Source organism: Streptomyces sp. GbtcB7, from assembly GCF_019091445.1.
Lineage (GTDB): Bacteria > Actinomycetota > Actinomycetes > Streptomycetales > Streptomycetaceae > Streptomyces > Streptomyces mirabilis.
The window spans coordinates 73,668-90,293 of the sequence record NZ_JAGXJM010000018.1 but is presented as its reverse complement, the minus strand read 5'-3'; the positions used below and the strand labels follow the sequence as shown (position 1 = coordinate 90,293).

The following is a 16,626-nucleotide window of genomic DNA, read 5'->3' as shown; positions in this document are numbered from 1 at the left end:
CGGCTACTTGTCGATCTGGAGTACCGCCATCATCCCCGCGTCCTCATGGTTGAGGACGTGGCAGTGCAGGACCGTCTTGCCCGGATAGTCGAGGAACCGGATACGGACGACCATGTTTCCGCGTGGAGGGACGTCGACGGTGTCCCGCAAGCCGTAGTTGACCTGCGGCTCGCCGTTGATGCTCATCACCTGGAAGTCGTTGGTGTGGATGTGGAACGAGTGGACCTCGTCGCTGTCGTTCTTGATCGTCCACTCTTGGACGGTGTTGAGCTTGGCCCGGAAGTCGATGCGGTTGTGGTCGAACTGCTTGTGGTTGATGTAGAAGAGCGTGCCCGCCTTGTTCTCCGTGAAGATGACCGTCTGGCGTGCCGCCACGGCCTCCTTCGCGAGGTCGTCCACCGGGGCGAAGGCCGTGGGCAAGACCGCGGGTCGCATCGGTTCGCCCTCGGACCGGACCGTGGCCAGTGTGGCCTCGGGGAACTGGTTTCCGGCCTTGCCGGAGTTGTACGGAAGGGTCCGCAGTTCCGACACGCCGGCCTTCGGGCCCTGTACGAGCACGTCGTAGCGGGCACCGGCCGGGATGACCATGGAGTCGACGGAGTAGACCCTGTTCACCGGGTAGCCGTCCTGGGCGACGATGTGGAACTTGGTGCCCGGCAGCCTCACTTTGTAGAAGATGTTGGCCCCGATGTTCGCGAGGCGCCACAGCTGGGTCTCGCCGGGCCTGATCCGGATCCGTGGGTTGAGCTGCCCGTTGACAGTGCGTGTCGTGGGTGCACCGATCTTGAGATGCGAGGTCTTGATCTGGTCGCCCACGAGTTGGAAGTCCTTGAGCGCGACGGCGTGTTCTGTGATCCCGCGGAGCGGCGCGGGCAGATACCTGTCGAGGCCGTCCGCCACGATCAGGCCGGACATGCCGCCGGCGGTCTGGGGGGCGGAGAGCGTGTGCGGGTGCGGGTGGTACCAGTACGTTCCCGGCTCCAGACTCTTGGGGAAGGCATACTCGTAGGTGAACGTCTTCCCTGGCTCGACCTTGAGGAAGACGTTGTCCGCATGGCCGGCGGGCGAGACGTGCATGCCATGGACGTGCAGATTCGTCTGATGGTCGAGCTTGTTCTCGAAGGAGATCTCCATCCGGTCCCCCGGCCGCAGACGCAGCGTGGGTGGCATGTACATCCCGTTGTACGTCAGGGCCCACAGATCGCGGCCCGCCAGGCGCACCTTCCTGCGTTCGACGACGATCCTGGTCCTGAGCAGTCCGTTCCTGCTCACGATCTGCGCGGGGTCGCGCAGATCCTGCGTTGCCCGCGCGGTGAGGGCCGGCGACGGGGACACGCTCTGCAGGGGACCCGTCGACAGCTCCGGATGGCTCAGTGCGCTCATCTCGGTATGCGTCGTACACCCCGCAGCCAGTGCGAGTGCGGCAACTGCGGATCCGATGACGGTCCGGGTGCGGCGGGCATGTGCGGACAAGCTGAACTCCCGTGCACTGCACATAGGGAAGACGGGCGGCCGTGAGCTGCCATCATGCATCGGGAAATCAGGCGAAATCGGTCACGACCCCAGTGAACGGGGCGGGCATCACCTTGAAGAGCGAGCCCGTTCCCCAGGGCCGCATGGTCAGGCGGTCAGTTCCGTCTGGGCCGGGGCCGCGGCAATGGGGGCGTGGCGGATGTACCACTCGGTGGCGAACAGCCGCTCCCGTGCCTCCGGCGAAAGACCGGCGATCACCCCCGGCAGAGCTCCCCGCTCGACCTCGGAGCGGTGCGCCAGTACGGCGGCGATCTTCCGCTCCATCCAGGGGCCGACATCGACAGTCGCGGTGACCTGTTCGTCCGGAACGCTGTACACCGTCTTGCGCGCACCGATCACGTCTCTCAGCGCCGGTACGGCCGAGTGCGGGTGCGTGGCCAGGTAGAGGGCACGCGGCTGCCAGGGGGCACCGGCATCCGGGTAGAGCTGCCCAAGCCCTGCCGCTTGGGCAGCGAGCACGGTCACCCGATGGGTGTGGACGTGGTCCGGGTGACCGGGCAGCCCGCCGTAGGCGTCATGGGTGACCATGATGTCCGGGCGGACTTCGCGGATGTGCGTCACCAACCGCCGCACCGCCTCGTCGAGCGGCGCCTCGCAGAGCCGCACACAGCCCGGGGCCGAGTGCGGTACCCGCGCATCGGCGTAGCCGAGCATCCGCGGTTCGCCGGCCCCGAGGATCCGCAGGGCCTCGGCCAACTCCGCGGCCCGCGGGGTGTCCGCGGCCCAGGTCGCCGTGACAACCGCGGTGCGCGCGCCCGCGGCTGCGTGACGGGCGAGCACCCCGCCGGCCGACAGTGACTCGTCGTCCGGGTGCGCGAAAACCGCGAGCAGGCTCGGCACGGGCATGGACAGACCGCCTTCCGGCGCGAAGGAAGCCCGATCGTACGTCCCCCGGGGGGCGCGCTGTTGACCTCCGGCCTGCCGGAACGCGGGCGACTCCCGAGTCGCGGCGTGTGCGGCCCGGTTGAGGTCCGGTCGCGAGAACCGCGGGGCGGCGTCGAACCTTTCGGTGTCAGTCGGCGACCGGCACGGACGGAGCACCCGGTGGCATGTTGAACGGCGTGACCACCTGGATGGCCGAGGGCAGCGACGGTCCGTCGTCGGGGAGTGCCTTGTGGGCGCGCATGATGATCTGGCAGGCGCGGCGCATGTCCTGGCGCAGGTCATGGTGGAGGACCGCGGACAGGCGACGCTCGCGCAGCAGGCGGGTGTTGTCGTGGTCGAGGTCGTGGGCGATGAACGCCTCGCACTCCCGCCCGAGCACGTCGAAGGCGTCGAGGGTGGCGAGGTTGCCCCCGCCCGCGGAGTAGACGGCGATGATGTCCTCGTCCCGCTTCAGTGCCTCCAGGACGAGATCGTGCTGGGTGGCGTCCAGGCCGTCGCTGTCGGTGACCTCCACCAGGGATCGTCTGGGGTGGGCGAGGCGCATCGCGCTGCGGAAGCCCATCTCGCGTTCCTCCTCGCCCCGGAAGGAGCCCCGGCTGATGGTGGTGAGCACGTTGCCGGGCCGCTTGCCCAGCCACTGTCCGAGGAGGTAGGCGGCAGTGGCCCCGGCCGCGCGGTTGTCGATGCCGACGTACGCCAGGCGTGCGCTGTGGGGCAGATCGGTCACCAGGGTGACGACGGGGATGCCGGCCGCGACCAGCCGACCGACCGCGACCGCGATCTCCGGCTCGTCGGGGGCCTTGAGGACCACGCCCTGCGTACCACGCTTCGCGATCTTGTCCAGGGTGCCGATCAGTTCGGCGGGAGAGCAGGTCTCGCGGAAATGGAAGCGCGAACGTACGAGAGCGGGATGCAGAGAGGGCAGTTCGGCTTCGAGTGCGTCCCGTACCGCGGTGGAGAACCGCTCCGGAGTCTGCATCACGATGTCGATCATGAAGGTGCGGCCACCGAGCCGGACCTGGCTCTGCTGGCGGTCCAGGTCCTTGATGGCTTCGTGCACCTCTCTGACGGTGCTCTCCGTCACGTTGCCCCGCTCGTTGAGGACGCGGTCGACCGTGGCCGTACTCAGTCCGGCCTGCCGGGCGATTTCCCTGATCGGGTAGCGGTGTCGCATGACTGATCCCAAGAGCCGATGATGCACTTTTGATGTACCGACAAGCATTGAATGATGGATTGAGGTTCTCAAGACTGGCAGAAACGCACGGACTGCGAAAGGACCCGGATGTCTCCCACAGCCGCAGGAGCACGGACTTGGCTGACCGAGGCGGACTGCGATCTCGACGCGTTCCGCTCGCTCGTGGAGCAGCGCACCGACCCCGCCGACCACCTTTCGGCCGAGCGGGTCGAACAGAACGTCCCGCTCTACGACAGCGATCGGCTCCGCTCTCTGGCGATCTCCCCGGAGGGCCGTCGGAACGTGCAGGACGAGTTGGTCCGGGCTCTGTCGGACGGGCCCGGCATCGTGGTCCTCAAGGGCGCTTTCCCGGACGCGGCCGTGGTGGACGCGGCGTCCGAGGCCTTCCGCGCGCTGATCGAGGAGGAGCGCGCGAGCGGCACGGCCCGCGGTGACCACTTCGCCGCGCCCGGCGCGAACGACCGCGTCTGGAACGCCCTGGACAAGGTGGCCGTACGGGCGCCCGAGGTGTTCGCCGACTACTACGCCAACGACATCCTGGAGCTGATCGCCGAGGCCTGGCTCGGCCCCGCCTACCAGGTCACCTCGCAGGTCAACGTGGTCAACCCCGGCGGCGCGGCACAGAACGTCCACCGCGACTACCACCTCGGCTTCCTCTCCCAGGAGCGCGCCGCGGCCTACCCTGCGCACGTCCACCGGCTCTCGCCGGTGCTGACCCTGCAGGGCGCTGTGGCCCACTGCGACATGCCCGTCGAGTCCGGCCCGACCCTCTACCTGCCGCACTCGCAGAAATTCGAGCCCGGCTATCTCGCCTGGCGACTCCCGCGGTTCGTCCGGTACTTCGACGCCCACCACGTCCAACTCCCCCTGGAGAAGGGCGACGCGGTCTTCTTCAACCCGGCGCTCTTCCACGCCGCCGGGCACAACCGTTCGGCCGACATCAGGCGCATGGCCAATCTGTTGCAGATCTCCTCCGCCTTCGGCCGCGCCATGGAGTCGGTGGACCGCGAGGCGATGGCGAACGCGCTGTTCCCGGTGCTGCTGCGCCGTAAGTCCGAGGGCGTCTCGGAGGACTGGCTGCGCCGCGTGATCGCGGCCACCGCCGAGGGCTACCCCTTCCCCACCAACCTCGACCTCGACCCGCCGGTGGACGGTCTCGCCCCGCCCTCCCAGGCGGACACCGTCCGGCTGGCCGTCGCCGAGGAGTGGGACCCCGAGCGGCTGCGCCAGGAACTGCAGGCGGGCGCCAAGCGCCGCCAGAGCTGAGAGCGACACGGCACTGATGCGACTTCTCGAGGACAAGGTCGTCCTCGGGAACGGCGGCAGCCAGAGCGTCGGCGCGGGCATCGTGCGGGCCGCCGCAGGGGAAGGCGCGACCGCCGGCATCGGCTCCCACCACACCCACGGCGGGCCGCCCCGCCCGGCGCCGTACTCCGCGGCCAAGGCCGCTCTCGCCGGCCGGACGCGCGAACGCCGCCCACCGCTGGGACCAGATCGTCTTCGGCGGCCAGGACCGAGCCGCCCTCGGGCAGAAGGAGCACGCATCTCATGCGCATAGGAATCATGGGGCTGGGCCGCATCGGCTCCTTCCATGCGGAGACCCTCGCCGGGCTGGACGGGGTGGACTCCCTGGTGGTCACCGACCCGGTGGCCGCGGCCGTCGCCACGGCCACCGAACGCTTCGGGGCCATCGCCACCGACTCTCCCGAGGCCCTGCTCGCCGCCGGCGTCGACGGCGTCGTGATCGCCGCCGCGACCGACGCGCACCCCGACCTCATCCTCGCCGCCGTGAAGGCGGGCATCCCCGTCTTCTGCGAGAAGCCCGTGGCCCGCGGGGTCGAGGAGAGCCTGGAGGTGCTGCGCGCGGTGGAGGGCAGCGAGGTCGAGGTGCACATCGGCTACAACAGACGCTTCGACGCGGGCTGCGCGGCCGCGCGCCGGGCCGTGCTGAGCGGTGAGCTCGGCGACCTGCACACCGTACGGTCCACCACCTTCGACCCCGCCCCGCCGCCACCCGCCTACGTGGCGGTCTCCGGCGGCATCTTCCGCGACTGCGGCGTGCACGACTTCGACATCGTGCGCTGGGTGACCGGCCGCGAGGTGGTCGAGGTCTACGCGACCGGCGGCAACCGCGGCGCGGAGTACATCCGTGAGGCGGGCGACGTCGACACGGCGTCCGCCCTGCTCACCCTGGATGACGGCACCCTCGCCGTCATCTCCAACTCCCGCCACAACGCCCGCGGTCACGACGTGCGCCTGGAGCTGCACGGCATGAAGGACAGCATCGCGGTGGGCCTGGAGGACAGGCTGCCGCTGCGCTCCGTCGAACCGGGCACCACCTTCCCGGCCGGAACGCCGCACACCTTCTTCATGGACCGGTTCGCCGACGCCTACCGCGCCGAACTCACCGCGTTCACCGAAGTCGTCGCCGGCATCCGTACCTCCCCCTGCACGGTCGCGGACGCCGTCGAGGCGAGCTTGATCGCCGAGGCGTGCACCCTGTCCCTGCGTGAACACCGGCCCGTACGACTCGACGAGGTGGGCAAGTGATGACGGACGAACCCCTGCGGATCGGAGTCCTGGGCGCGGCCCGGATCGCCGAGCTGTCGATCGTGGGACCGGCCCGGGCGACCGGCCACCGCCTGGTCGCGGTGGCCGCCCGCGACCGCGACCGGGCCGAGGCCTTCGCCGCCAGGCACGGCGTGGAGCGGGTGGCGGACTCCTACGCCTCGCTCGTCACCGACCCGGAGATCGAGGTCGTCTACAACCCGTTGGCCAACAGTCTGCACGGGCCGTGGAACCTGGCCGCCCTCCAGGCCGGCAAGCACGTCCTCACCGAGAAGCCGTCCGCGAGCAACACGGCGGAGGCGGCCGAGGTCCACGAGGCCGTCGCCAAGGCGGGCACGGTGTTCATGGAGGGCTTCCACTACCTGTTCCACCCGGTCACCCGGCGCCTGCACGAGCTGCTGGACAGCGGGGAGTTGGGCGACCTCCGGCACGTCGAGACGACGGTCGCCATGCCCGCACCACCGGACGACGACGTACGGTGGCAACTCCCGTTGGCGGGTGGCGCGTTGATGGACCTCGGGTGCTACAGCCTGCACGCCCAGCGCATGCTCGCGCCGTGGGCAGGTGGGGCGCCCCGGCTGGTCGCCGCGCGCGGCGGTGAGAAGGCTCAGGCGGCGGGAGTCGACGAGTGGCTGGACGTCGATCTGGAGTTCCCGGGCGGCGCCACGGGCAGCGCCCGCTGCCACATGGCCCACCACACATGGCAGATGAGCTGCCGCGTCGTGGGCTCGCGCGGCGAAGCCACGGCGGTGAACTTCGTACAGCCGCATCTGGACGACCGGGTCGTCGTCCGTACGGCCGCCGGTGAGCGCACCGAGGAACTCGGCCGCCGGTCCTCGTACACCTACCAACTCGAGGCCTTCGCCGCCCACCTGCGGCGCGGGACGCCGCTGACACTCGACGCCGACGACGCGCTGACCACGATGCGGCTCATCGACGACTCCTACCGGGCGGCCGGGTTCCCGGTACGGCCACGTACGGTCCTGCCGGCCACGGCATGACGAAGAGCGAACGGGAGAGGGCGGTACCGGTCCGGCACCGCCCTCTCCCGTTCCGGGCCCGTCGTTCGCCGGCGGCCTACCATGCCGCCGATTCTGTGGTGCCTCGCGCGCCGATGCGCTCAGTTCACGGCGAGGACGGCGGAGTCGTTGCGGCTGTTCGGATCGAAAGCGGGCCGGTGGAAGTCGGCCGGGTCCAGGCCCCAGACCAGTTGGACGCCGCCCTTGGCGTGCGTGACCACGTCGTCGACCCGGACGGTCAAGGAGAAGTCGGTGACTTGCCCCTTGGGCACGATGATGCCCCCGGCAGGGTCCAGACGTACGGTCCCTTCGCCTCGGCGGTCGGGTTGTTCTCCTGCCACGGGGCGCAGTTGGCCGAATGACCGACGACGGTGGTGCCGGGCGGGAGCGTCACCCAGGCTGTGGGCACCCCGTGATGTATCGGGCGGCTCGCCGGTTCAGCGGACCACCGACGGAATTCGGTGACCTGCGGGTTTGTAACTTCCCGGAAGAGGGATCCCGCGTACTTGATGGCCGCTGTCCCGGCGGCTGGGAGGCCCCGGAAGGCGTAGGGGGCGCTGTCCCAGCGGTGGGTTCGTACAATCGCACGGTGACCAAGCAGACTACGGTGCGCATGGGGTGGAAGCAGGTCTTCGGGACTGTCCTCTGCGGTGTGATCGCCCTTTCCCTCTTCGGTGTCGCCGTCTACATGACCGTCTCGGCCGTCGGGCGCTTGGGGCTGGTCAGGCATCAGCTGACCATGCGGGTCACGGACTGCGAAGCGTCCGCGCCGGCCACGACATCCCGGGGCGGCGGTCATCCCGACCTCGATTGCAGGGGCTTCGTGGATCCGGCGCAGACCTCTGGCGGCGTGAAACGCTGGATCACGGCGACCGGTTTCTCCTCCGAGCCCGTCTTCGGCGCGCCCCTGGAAGTGGCCAAGGAGCCGTGGGGGTCTTGGGTGCCAGTGGATCAGGGCGGCTGGAACCGGCTGGGCCGCGCGCTCTCCCCGCTGATCCCGCTCGCCTTCGCGGGCTTGTTCGCCAAGGTGACCTTGACCGCTTACCGCGGCTGGAGGAACTCCAGGCGGTTGCCTGCGGGGGCCTCGGCGTAGAAGGGGCTGCGCGCCCGAAGCTGGCGCAGGGCCCATCGGGCAGGGGCGACGTCCAGCGACGTATTCCGCCACCTGGGGAGCCCCAATTCGTCGGTTGCCCTCAGCGGGCGGCAGGTGCGACGACGGCCTCAGGCCTCCTTCGGGGGTAGCTCGCGTTCACGCGGTGGATCGGCGAGCACGGCGCCGTGTCGTCCCCGGGCCCGCAGGGGTATTTCGGAGGTACCCCATCCTGCCCACCGAACTCACCGCGTAGCCTCAAGATGAGATCACCGAGTGGCCGTCGATACACCATTCGAGCGGACGCGACCCGAGGGCAGCATCGCCTGCCCGGCCCTCGCGCGCGGCCCCGCCGTCGCGCGTGAGAAGACAGAACGGGGCCCGATCCCCTCGCCCGCCGCCCGAGCTCCCGCCCCACCTCCCTTTCCCTTCCTCCTGGTGTTCGTGGCGGTCGTGGGTGGCGTAGAGGTGATGTCAGCAGGCCGACCACATGGGACTAGGCTTCTGAGCTGCGGTTTCATGGAGGCCGGCCGTGTGACCACGCAACCTCAAACGCAACGTCAGAACGCAGCCCTGTACGCAACATCGGGTGCAACAGGGGTTCCACTCCCCCCATCTTCCATTATTTATTGAAGTCCTGGGGGAGGCGACCCCCGGAACCGCAAGGATCCAACGAAGGGGAAAACGTGGAAATCAAGATCTCTGACGGCATTGTCCGGCGCGTACGCGGAGCGGACGCGCCAATGAATGGCCTTGCTACTGAACTTGATTGGGTGATGTCGGTGCCGTTCGGCTGACAGCTGGTTGTCTGCACCGGTAGCCCTGGGGTGTGAGGTACGCGCAGGGCGGCGGGCTGACCGACACAGAGAGAACCACGCGGGAGCGGTTACCGCTCCAGGCCGTGGAACGTTTCGAGGGCGGGCGGAAGAACGCGGAGATTGCCACTGCCCTGCGTGTCAGCGTGCGATCGGTGGAGCGGTGGCGCCGGGCCTGGCGCGAGCTTGGCGAGGCAGGAGTCCTATCGAAGGCGTCGCTGGGAAGACCTCGGCTCAGTGAAGTTCAGATCGCCAGGCTGGAGCGTGAGTTGGAGCGCGGTCCGCTGGCTCACGGCTGGGCGGACCAGCGGTGGACGCTGGCACGGATCAAGACGCTGATCGGCCGACTGTTCCATGTCTCCTAACACGGTCGAGGGCACCTGGCGGCTGCTGAAGCGGCGCCGCTGGAGCTGGCAGCAGCCCGCCCGGCGGGCGATCGAGCGCGATGACGACGCGGTCGAGGTGTGGAGGAAGGAGACCTGGCCGCGGGTAAGAGCACCGCGGCGGAGCGCGGGGCCTGGATCGTCTTCGAGGACGAGGCCGGGCAGTCGATGACTCCGCCGCGTGCCAGGACCTGGGGCCGGATCAGCCAGACCCCGGTCGTGAGGGTGAGGGGCCGGGGCTCCGGGCGGGTGTCGATGGCGGGCATGGCCTGCTACAAGCCGGGCGAGCGGTCCCGGCTGATCTACGCGATTCGCGAGTACCGGGGCCGCAGGGACGAGCCGAAGGGCTTCGGCTGGCGCGAGTTCCGCGACCTGATCGTCCGTGCCCGTATCCAACTCGGCGGCCCGATCGTGCTGGTCTGGGACAACGTCCGCCTGCACCTGACGGCTGGCATGCGGGAGTTCATCGCCGCGAACGCCGCGTGGCTCACCGTGTTCCAGCTGCCCACCTATGTCCCGGACCTCAACCCGCAGGATGGCGTGTGGTCGCTGGTCAAGCGCGACATCGGCAATCTCGCCGCGGCCGACCTCGGTCAGATCACCCGGGCCGTGAAGCGCAAGCTCAAGATGCTGCAGTACCGCCCCGAAGTGATCGACGGCTGCCTCGCGGGCACCGGTATGGCCCATTGATCGAAGCAGCGCGCAGTCAAGAACAATCTGAGCGGTAGGCGAAGGGCCTGTCGGAGCAGCTGGTGCATTCGAACAGGTAGATGCCGCCCATGTCGCCGAGCATGAGCCCAGGGGGGCATTGGATCTCGGTGCGTTGTTCGTATGGAAGGTCCCAGATGGTTCCCATGGCCGGGGTGTCCTCGATGGGCAGCCACGTGCGCCAACTCTCGCCATCGAACTCGTTGCTGCTGATCGTCAGGAGATGCTCCATGCGCACACGGCATGTCGGGCACGTCGGCCAGTTGGGCTCCTGCGTCCACGTCGGATACCCGCCGACCTTGACGCCGTCCGACACGGAGAGGTGGGACCAGTAAGACCAGCCGGTTTCCTCCTCCAGCTGTTCGAACCTGGCTTCGAGCGCGTCGGCGACCTCGTCCGGGAGGTCCCAGTTGGGGTAGTCGGTGACACGCTCAGGGTGCAGGACGCACGGGTCCGGAAGGTAGTCGTTGTCAGCGCCGGTCGGGCGGGGTCGGTTGGCCGGCTGCAGGTCGCTCAGGGAGCCGTCTCGCCAATAGATCTCGGGGCGGGGAACGTAACCGTCCTCGTGATCGAAGGGGCACCACAGCACCTGCAGCAGATCGGTGGCGCTGGGGAAGGCCAGGCCAGGCACGTCGGCCGCGAAGAGCTGGAGGACCGGGACGAGCGGGATCGGTCCCTGGGCGGGAGGGGAGAACGCCGTGCGCGGGTGGTCGTCCTCGCAGTGGGGCCAGGGCTCCGAGAGCGGCCAGAGCACCGGTCCGCCGAGCGAGCTTTCCCGCGCGCTCGGATCGCCGAGGCGCGGATGCAGGCGAACGGCCGTCTTCCGATAGCTGGCCACCTCAGGGAACAGCGTCTCGACATCGAGCGGACGTGGCGGGGTGGTGCGAGCCATCGGAGTGCTCCTCACAGACCAAAGCGTTGGCTTGGCCACGGCCGAGGCCGCGGTGGGCTGAGAGTAGCCGCACGGTCCGTCGGATCCAGCAGCAGGCCCCGTTCTCGGTCACGGGGCAGCGCGCGGTCGGCCCTGACAACACCCGACATCACGAGTTCAAGTTCAGTAGCGTGCTTCGGCTCAGCCATCACTCGATCAGTGGCCACTCTGAAAAGCTCAATGACCCGCCAAGAGGTCTTGATGATGTGGCGGCACCGCTTCCTCGTTGGCGGCACTCAACGCTGGTCCACCTCCGCGAGGCCGACGCGAGCCTGAGCGCCCTCGCTGGATCGCACACGGCCCGTCTCACGAGATAGGCCGAGGTCTGGAGAGGGACGGATGGCGCTGCCAGGTCCTCGCTGGAGCGGGCCGGTTGCGGAGCTGGCACGGTACCGACTTGACCACCCCGTTCGCGGAAAGCGCCGAGGCTTCGCGCACGGGACTGTCCGCGGTCAACGACCTCGGGTGGCTCCGCGCCGCTTTTGTGCGAGCCGGGGCGAGGGCGGGGAGAAGGTGTCTTCCTCCTCGTCCAGCGGCGGCAGGTCGACGGTGTAGCGCGGCTGGAGAAAGAGATCGCTGTGCTGCGGCGCAGCTCGCGAGCCCGCCGTGTCCTGTGCGGGCAGGGCAGGATCGAGATGAGGGGAGGCAGAAGTCATGCAGAACCATCCGGGGTTGAGGGCCGCTCGAATCCAAGGCGGAGTTTCGACCAGTGAGGATAAGTATTCGTCTACTCCGCGTGCGCCTGCCCATTAGATCCTATTGGCGGCGGCGCGTGGTGAGCGCGCAGTGCGAGGAGCGATGCAGTGGGATCGGATTGTCCGCGCCGATCCGGACGCACCCAGTCGCCGGAGTGAGCGCCGGCGCATGGGCCGCTGGGCTGCGCGGGTCTGCCATCTTCCCGGTTGTGTCGATCACCGCATGATGCGGGCCACGGTCAAGGCAATGCCTCCGGCGCGGGATCGGCCAGCACCGGGATGGAGGGGGGCGCCGTTTCCGCCCTCGGGTCCGTAGTGGCGTGCGCGGGGTGCTCCCATCCCGTCCGCCGTCGACCCAGGCAGAGCCGAGCAGTCGCAGCCCAGGGCGTCAAGGTCGTTCGTACAGTGGCGCGCTCCACCTTGACGCCCTGAACCACGCCCGCTCCACGGTGTGTGGGTCGACGGCGGACGGGCTTGGGTGGCTGGGGGCGAGGGGGATCATCGCGTATGAGGCTGGGGGAGGACATGACGAACACCAAGGAAGATCGATGGTGGTTGCAGGGTCTCGGGCTTACGGCTGGAGCGGTCTGGGCCGGCGCCCGCGCGTTGGGTGGTGGCCGGCCGCCACTGCTGCGGTTGGGCCTGGCCATAGGGGCGATCTGTTTCCTGGCTGGACTTGCGGGACTCATCGTCGACGGAATTCGAGCAACCAGCCGAGGCCGCAGGTGTCCGTCTGGATCAGGACTCCGGGCAAGTTGCATCCCGGGAGGCGCACCACGTCGTTGCCACCATCGGTGAACAGCTCAGCCTCTACTCGTTCCATCGGAGCCCCCGTCTCAGTTTCCGTCTCATTCAGCGCCGTTCACGAGGGTTCAGGGCGGGACCGGAGCCAGCACCGGCTGTGCCGCTGACCCGGCGCGAACGCAGGTGAACAGCGTCGTACACAGCCCTCCGCGGCAACAACAGACTTGGAAAGCGTGCACACCGGAGTCAAGAGCCCTTGATCGTGCGGTGTCAGCGGATCAGGATGCAGACGTGACCTTCATGGTGGTTCGCGGAAGCGCCGAGCGCGGGCCGTACCGCTGTCCCTGCTGCGGCTTCATCACCCTGGCCGAGCGTGGAGTCTTCGAGATCTGCACCGTCTGCCGCTGGGAGGACGACGGCCAGGACGAGCACGACGCCAGCGAGGTGCACGGCGGCCCCAATCGCGGCCTCAGCCTGCGCCAAGCTCGTCGGAACTTCCACGTGTTCGGCGCGTGCGACGAGCGCAGTGCCCAGTTCGCTCGCGCTCCGCTGCCAGAAGAGCACCCTGACAGCGGCACACCCTACGGAATCGGCACCCTCTACTCGGGGTCCTGAACTCCCCGAGCTTGAGCCGCACCACACGCGCACCAGATCGAGCGGGGAACAGCGGGGAACTGGGAACATCCCCGCGGGCGCGGGGAGCAGGTTCTGTGGCCGGACCACACCATGACTGGCGCGGGAACATCCCCGCGGGCGCGGGGAGCAGACTGTTTGACCTGGGTGTTTACCTCTGAGGCGACGGATTCCAGAGCACTTCCTCCGAACCCGACAATCAACCCAAACTCATCTCAATGCCCTTCAGGCTCTTACGAATGATCACCTGTGCGGGCTAACGGACTGGCGCTCTAGTCCCGGCTGCTTCGACGCTTGGCTGAGTCATTGAGCTGAGCCTAGACTCCGCACCGTGCCCGCCCTCCAGGACAATCTCAAGCGCGCCTTCTGGTCCATAGACCGGATGCTGGGCGGACAGCAGCCACCGACTCGATCCCAGCGCTTCTCCGCTCGCCATCCAATCGGCATCGGTGTATGCACCGGGGTACCGATCGCGATCCTCGGCGCGGCGGTCACACTCGGGGATCATGGATCGTGGGGTGAAGTGTTGATCGCGGGAGGCTTCGGCGCAGCTATAGGGACTGTCTTCGGGATGACGGCCTTGGGAGAGCGCTACAGGCAGCGCCGTCTCCAACGTCTGGGCCTCTGGAGCGCTCCCCGCCATCGATCGTCAGGCGGCGGCTAGACGACTGCCTCCGGAGGCGTTGCAGTACAGCAGCGAAGTACAGCAACCGTGGCGACCGCAGGCGAACATCCCGAACCCCTGCAACCCCCGTGATCAGGTCCGGAGACCTCAGCGACCCATCGTGCCCGTAGTTCGCATCGAGGAGCTGTGGCACGGTCCCCGGGTCGTGCCACTCTCGTGCCAGAACGCACAGGGACTCACGGGGAACCGGGGTTCGCCAGGGAGGTACCGCCAGCCTCTACCCAAGGCAGGGAATCCGCAGGTCACGCCTGCAATCGCCCAACCTCGCTCCTAAAGCGGGTGCCGCAGGTTCGAATCCTGCCGGGGGCACCCAGCAAAAAGGCCCCGGCCCGATCCCAGTCCGGGGCCTCTGACATCTACCTACCAGCGCGGACGACACCGTATCGAGGCGGACCTCAGCCACCAGATGAGGCCGGGCCCCCAACTCTGTTCTCTGCCGAGCCTACTCAGAAGCGGGCCCCGGAGTGCGTGAGGTTGGCGACACATACTCCAATATTCCCCAGAGGCTTTCAAACCATTCAGAGTAGTGCTCGAAAATCTTACGAATACTTTTCGATCTCGAGCGACGCCCCCAGCCCAATAGATACAAGCCACCGCCGGCGGGGCGAAACGCATAAGGATCCAACATCCGCAACTGCCCTCCACCATGGAAGACTTCCACGTCATCGATGCCATATAGGCCAAGTAGTGCAATTTCATCGTTGATTACAAAGAGTTTGAACGCCGGACCCACTGGAGATTCGCGTATCTCGCACTGTATCCTCAGCTGCGGGTTCGTTTGCTGTGCGCGGTCAATCAACTGCCGCAGCCATCGCGCATTCCCCTCTTTTATCCCCTTCACCCTCTCTCGCACGACCGGAGAATCCTCAAAGCGCTGGGACTGTGCCGGTGAGCCATTCGTGTTTGTTCCCGGGACCAAACGACTCGGAAGATTCATTGGCGCATCCAAATGAGCCACTGCCACCCTGATCCTAAGAACTCGGTTCTTGGCCCTATTTTCTCCGAGGCCCGTCAAGGCTGGCCGTAGGGCCATTAGAAGCGTTTCCATGGTGAAGCCTGAGAAATCGATTCGCACTTCTTTCGACTCGAAGGCATGCTGTATATAGTCTCGCAATTCCTCCACTTCAGATAGGAGATATACTCCGTCATCGTCAAGGGTAGCTCCCGGGTCACTCACGGCATCAAAAATTATGAGGGCAACAAGCGCAACGAAAGAACCCCCAAGGAAATTACTTCGTTTCAGGAAATCTCCCAAAGGGTCTACCACCTCTGCTGCAACTCCCAAAGCAGCCGCGACAGCGAGGGAAGATTTCACGAGGACTGGCTTGACCCTGGTGAGAACACGCCTGAATTCTACGAGCAGTGTTCGATCTCTACCTGAACCTGGCCTGGGCGCAGACATCATCATGGCCCCCGCTATTTCAGCTGATGATTGGCTCCCGTGCGCGCCTTGCCCCGGCAGTTTCGCAGTATTGGGCACCCCCCGCTAGAGGGCATCGCCCCGACGCCCAGTCGGCGGTGAGTAGGGAGCGCAGGTGTGAGGCACCGAGCGCCGCCCGTGCGCTGAGCGCTGTGGTACCGCAGCGAAGTACAGCAACCACCACGACCCCAGCCGACCGCCGATGGCCCCCAACGGCCATCTGGCCAGCCCACGAGATCTCAATGACCACCCAGCCGAGAGTTCGGGACCAAGAGGTCGCATGCCACAACCGTGCCAGACGGGGCGGTCAACCACGGTCAACAGCGGTTCGCCTCAGCTGAGATGTGTCGGTGACCTGCGGACCCTCCAAAGCCGAAGTGACCTGCGCGCCAGGGCCGTCCCTCACACCCGCCCTTACAAGGCGGATGTCGGCGGTTCGAAACCGTCCGCGCCCACCAGGCAAAAGACCCGCAGCCGATCATGGCTGGGGGTCTTTGACATCCGGATCTGACATCAGCGCCGGGACTACTCGCGCTGTAGGCGCCTCGTGAGCAGCCGGTCCATGTGGCTGACCGCCTCGCGCTGCGTGTCCTGGACCACGTGGGTGTAGACGTTCATCGTGACGGCGATCTGGCTGTGCCCGAGGATCTCCATGACGACGCGTGGCGCCACCCCGGCCGCGGTGAGCAGGGTCGCGCAGCCGTGCCGAGCGTCATGCAGTCGGATGACCCGTAGGTCCGCGTTCTTGGCGACCCGAGTGAAGGAGCGGTAGACGTTACGCGGCTCGATGGGCCGTCCCGTTCGCGTGGTGAAGACGTGGCCACTCTCTTCCCAGCGATCACCCGCACGCTCCCGCATCGCCGTTTGCCGCATGCGCTGATACCTCAGAGGCGCCACGCAGATGGCTGGCAGCGGCAGCACCTGCCTACGACGTCGGCCCTTGGGATCGTCCTCGTATGCCTCCCCTCCGACCCGTTGCCGCTGCTTGCGGATCCTGATCTCGCGCTTGTCGAGGTCGACGTCCTGCCACCGGAGTCCGATGACCTCCCCACGACGGAGGCCGAGCGCGATGGAGAGCACGAACGCCGGGTAGAGCGGATCAGTCCGAGCCGCGGTGAGGAAGGCGAGCGTCTCGTCCAGGCTCCAGGGATCGAGGCTGCGGGACTCGACCCGAGGCGCGTCGACGAGGGTGACGACGTTCCTGGCGATCAGCTCCTCGCGGCAGGCGGCCGACAGAGCCGTACGCAGGACCTTGTGGGTCTCCTTCGCCGTAGCCGACGTGGTCTGCTGCTCCAGCTTGGCAAGGAAGCGCCGGACATCGA

Annotated in this window: 13 protein-coding genes, 1 tRNA gene and 3 pseudogenes; 9 read left to right on the top strand and 8 right to left on the bottom strand. The window is 67.6% G+C overall.

Annotated elements, in window-relative coordinates; translation table 11 throughout:
* Window positions 1-3: 3 nt before the first annotated feature.
* The 3 genes from KVT44_RS27850 to KVT44_RS27840 form a co-directional block, all read right to left on the bottom strand.
* Complete coding sequence (locus KVT44_RS27850) at window positions 4-1,383, bottom strand: multicopper oxidase family protein (RefSeq protein WP_217569498.1); 1,380 nt, start codon at window positions 1,381-1,383, stop codon at window positions 4-6.
* Between the two features lie 237 nt (window positions 1,384-1,620).
* On the bottom strand, window positions 1,621-2,379 hold the full coding sequence (locus KVT44_RS27845; RefSeq protein ID WP_217569496.1) for a PIG-L deacetylase family protein: 759 nt from the start codon (window positions 2,377-2,379) through the stop codon (window positions 1,621-1,623).
* Between the two features lie 166 nt (window positions 2,380-2,545).
* Window positions 2,546-3,592, bottom strand: coding sequence for a LacI family DNA-binding transcriptional regulator (locus tag KVT44_RS27840; protein ID WP_217569686.1), 1,047 nt, complete (start codon window positions 3,590-3,592; stop codon window positions 2,546-2,548).
* A gap of 108 nt (window positions 3,593-3,700) precedes the next feature.
* Here KVT44_RS27840 and KVT44_RS27835 point away from each other — a divergent pair, with 108 nt between their 5' ends.
* From KVT44_RS27835 to KVT44_RS27825, 4 genes and pseudogenes are all read left to right on the top strand, one after another.
* A complete protein-coding gene (locus tag KVT44_RS27835) occupies window positions 3,701-4,879 on the top strand; it encodes a phytanoyl-CoA dioxygenase family protein (RefSeq protein WP_217569494.1) in 1,179 nt (392 codons plus the stop codon).
* A 16-nt stretch (window positions 4,880-4,895) separates the two neighbouring features.
* Window positions 4,896-4,988 (top strand): annotated as a pseudogene (locus tag KVT44_RS58380) (short-chain dehydrogenase); the annotation flags it as partial.
* 173 nt (window positions 4,989-5,161) lie between these two features.
* Window positions 5,162-6,163 carry a Gfo/Idh/MocA family oxidoreductase gene (locus KVT44_RS27830; RefSeq protein ID WP_217569492.1) on the top strand — a complete coding sequence of 334 codons (1,002 nt, stop codon included), beginning with the start codon at window positions 5,162-5,164 and terminating at the stop codon, window positions 6,161-6,163.
* Complete coding sequence (locus KVT44_RS27825) at window positions 6,163-7,182, top strand: Gfo/Idh/MocA family protein (RefSeq protein ID WP_217569490.1); 1,020 nt, start codon at window positions 6,163-6,165, stop codon at window positions 7,180-7,182. The genes KVT44_RS27830 and KVT44_RS27825 overlap by 1 nt, the downstream gene beginning before the upstream one ends.
* Before the next feature lie 119 nt (window positions 7,183-7,301).
* Here KVT44_RS27825 and KVT44_RS27820 read toward each other — a convergent pair whose 3' ends face one another.
* Window positions 7,302-7,472, bottom strand: coding sequence for a hypothetical protein (locus KVT44_RS27820; RefSeq protein ID WP_217569489.1), 171 nt, complete (start codon window positions 7,470-7,472; stop codon window positions 7,302-7,304).
* Between the two features lie 317 nt (window positions 7,473-7,789).
* On the opposite strand from KVT44_RS27820, the gene KVT44_RS27815 reads away from it, so the two are divergent.
* From KVT44_RS27815 to KVT44_RS27800, 3 genes and pseudogenes are all read left to right on the top strand, one after another.
* A complete protein-coding gene (locus tag KVT44_RS27815; protein WP_143687722.1) occupies window positions 7,790-8,293 on the top strand; it encodes a hypothetical protein in 504 nt (167 codons plus the stop codon).
* A gap of 826 nt (window positions 8,294-9,119) precedes the next feature.
* Window positions 9,120-9,660: pseudogene (locus KVT44_RS58375) on the top strand (winged helix-turn-helix domain-containing protein).
* On the top strand, window positions 9,657-10,178 hold the full coding sequence (locus KVT44_RS27800; RefSeq protein ID WP_254649979.1) for a transposase: 522 nt from the start codon (window positions 9,657-9,659) through the stop codon (window positions 10,176-10,178). The pseudogene KVT44_RS58375 and the gene KVT44_RS27800 overlap by 4 nt, the downstream one beginning before the upstream one ends.
* Before the next feature lie 16 nt (window positions 10,179-10,194).
* Here KVT44_RS27800 and KVT44_RS27795 read toward each other — a convergent pair whose 3' ends face one another.
* The gene (locus tag KVT44_RS27795) at window positions 10,195-11,088 is read right to left on the bottom strand and encodes a DUF1963 domain-containing protein (protein WP_217569481.1); all 894 of its coding nucleotides are present in this window, start codon (window positions 11,086-11,088) and stop codon (window positions 10,195-10,197) included.
* Window positions 11,089-11,579: 491 nt separating this feature from the next.
* Entirely contained in the window at window positions 11,580-11,783 is a 204-nt protein-coding gene (locus tag KVT44_RS27790; RefSeq protein WP_217569479.1) for a hypothetical protein, read from the bottom strand.
* 1,083 nt (window positions 11,784-12,866) lie between these two features.
* On the opposite strand from KVT44_RS27790, the gene KVT44_RS27785 reads away from it, so the two are divergent.
* Window positions 12,867-13,181 (top strand): CPCC family cysteine-rich protein, encoded by a 315-nt coding sequence (locus KVT44_RS27785; protein ID WP_217569684.1) that lies wholly within the window; start codon window positions 12,867-12,869, stop codon window positions 13,179-13,181.
* Window positions 13,182-14,079: 898 nt separating this feature from the next.
* Window positions 14,080-14,193, top strand: a tRNA-OTHER gene (locus tag KVT44_RS27780).
* 133 nt (window positions 14,194-14,326) lie between these two features.
* Here KVT44_RS27780 and KVT44_RS27775 read toward each other — a convergent pair.
* A complete protein-coding gene (locus KVT44_RS27775) occupies window positions 14,327-15,199 on the bottom strand; it encodes a hypothetical protein (RefSeq protein WP_217569477.1) in 873 nt (290 codons plus the stop codon).
* Window positions 15,200-15,829: 630 nt separating this feature from the next.
* A pseudogene (locus KVT44_RS27770) lies at window positions 15,830-16,624 on the bottom strand (tyrosine-type recombinase/integrase); the annotation flags it as partial.
* Window positions 16,625-16,626 lie beyond the last annotated feature (2 nt).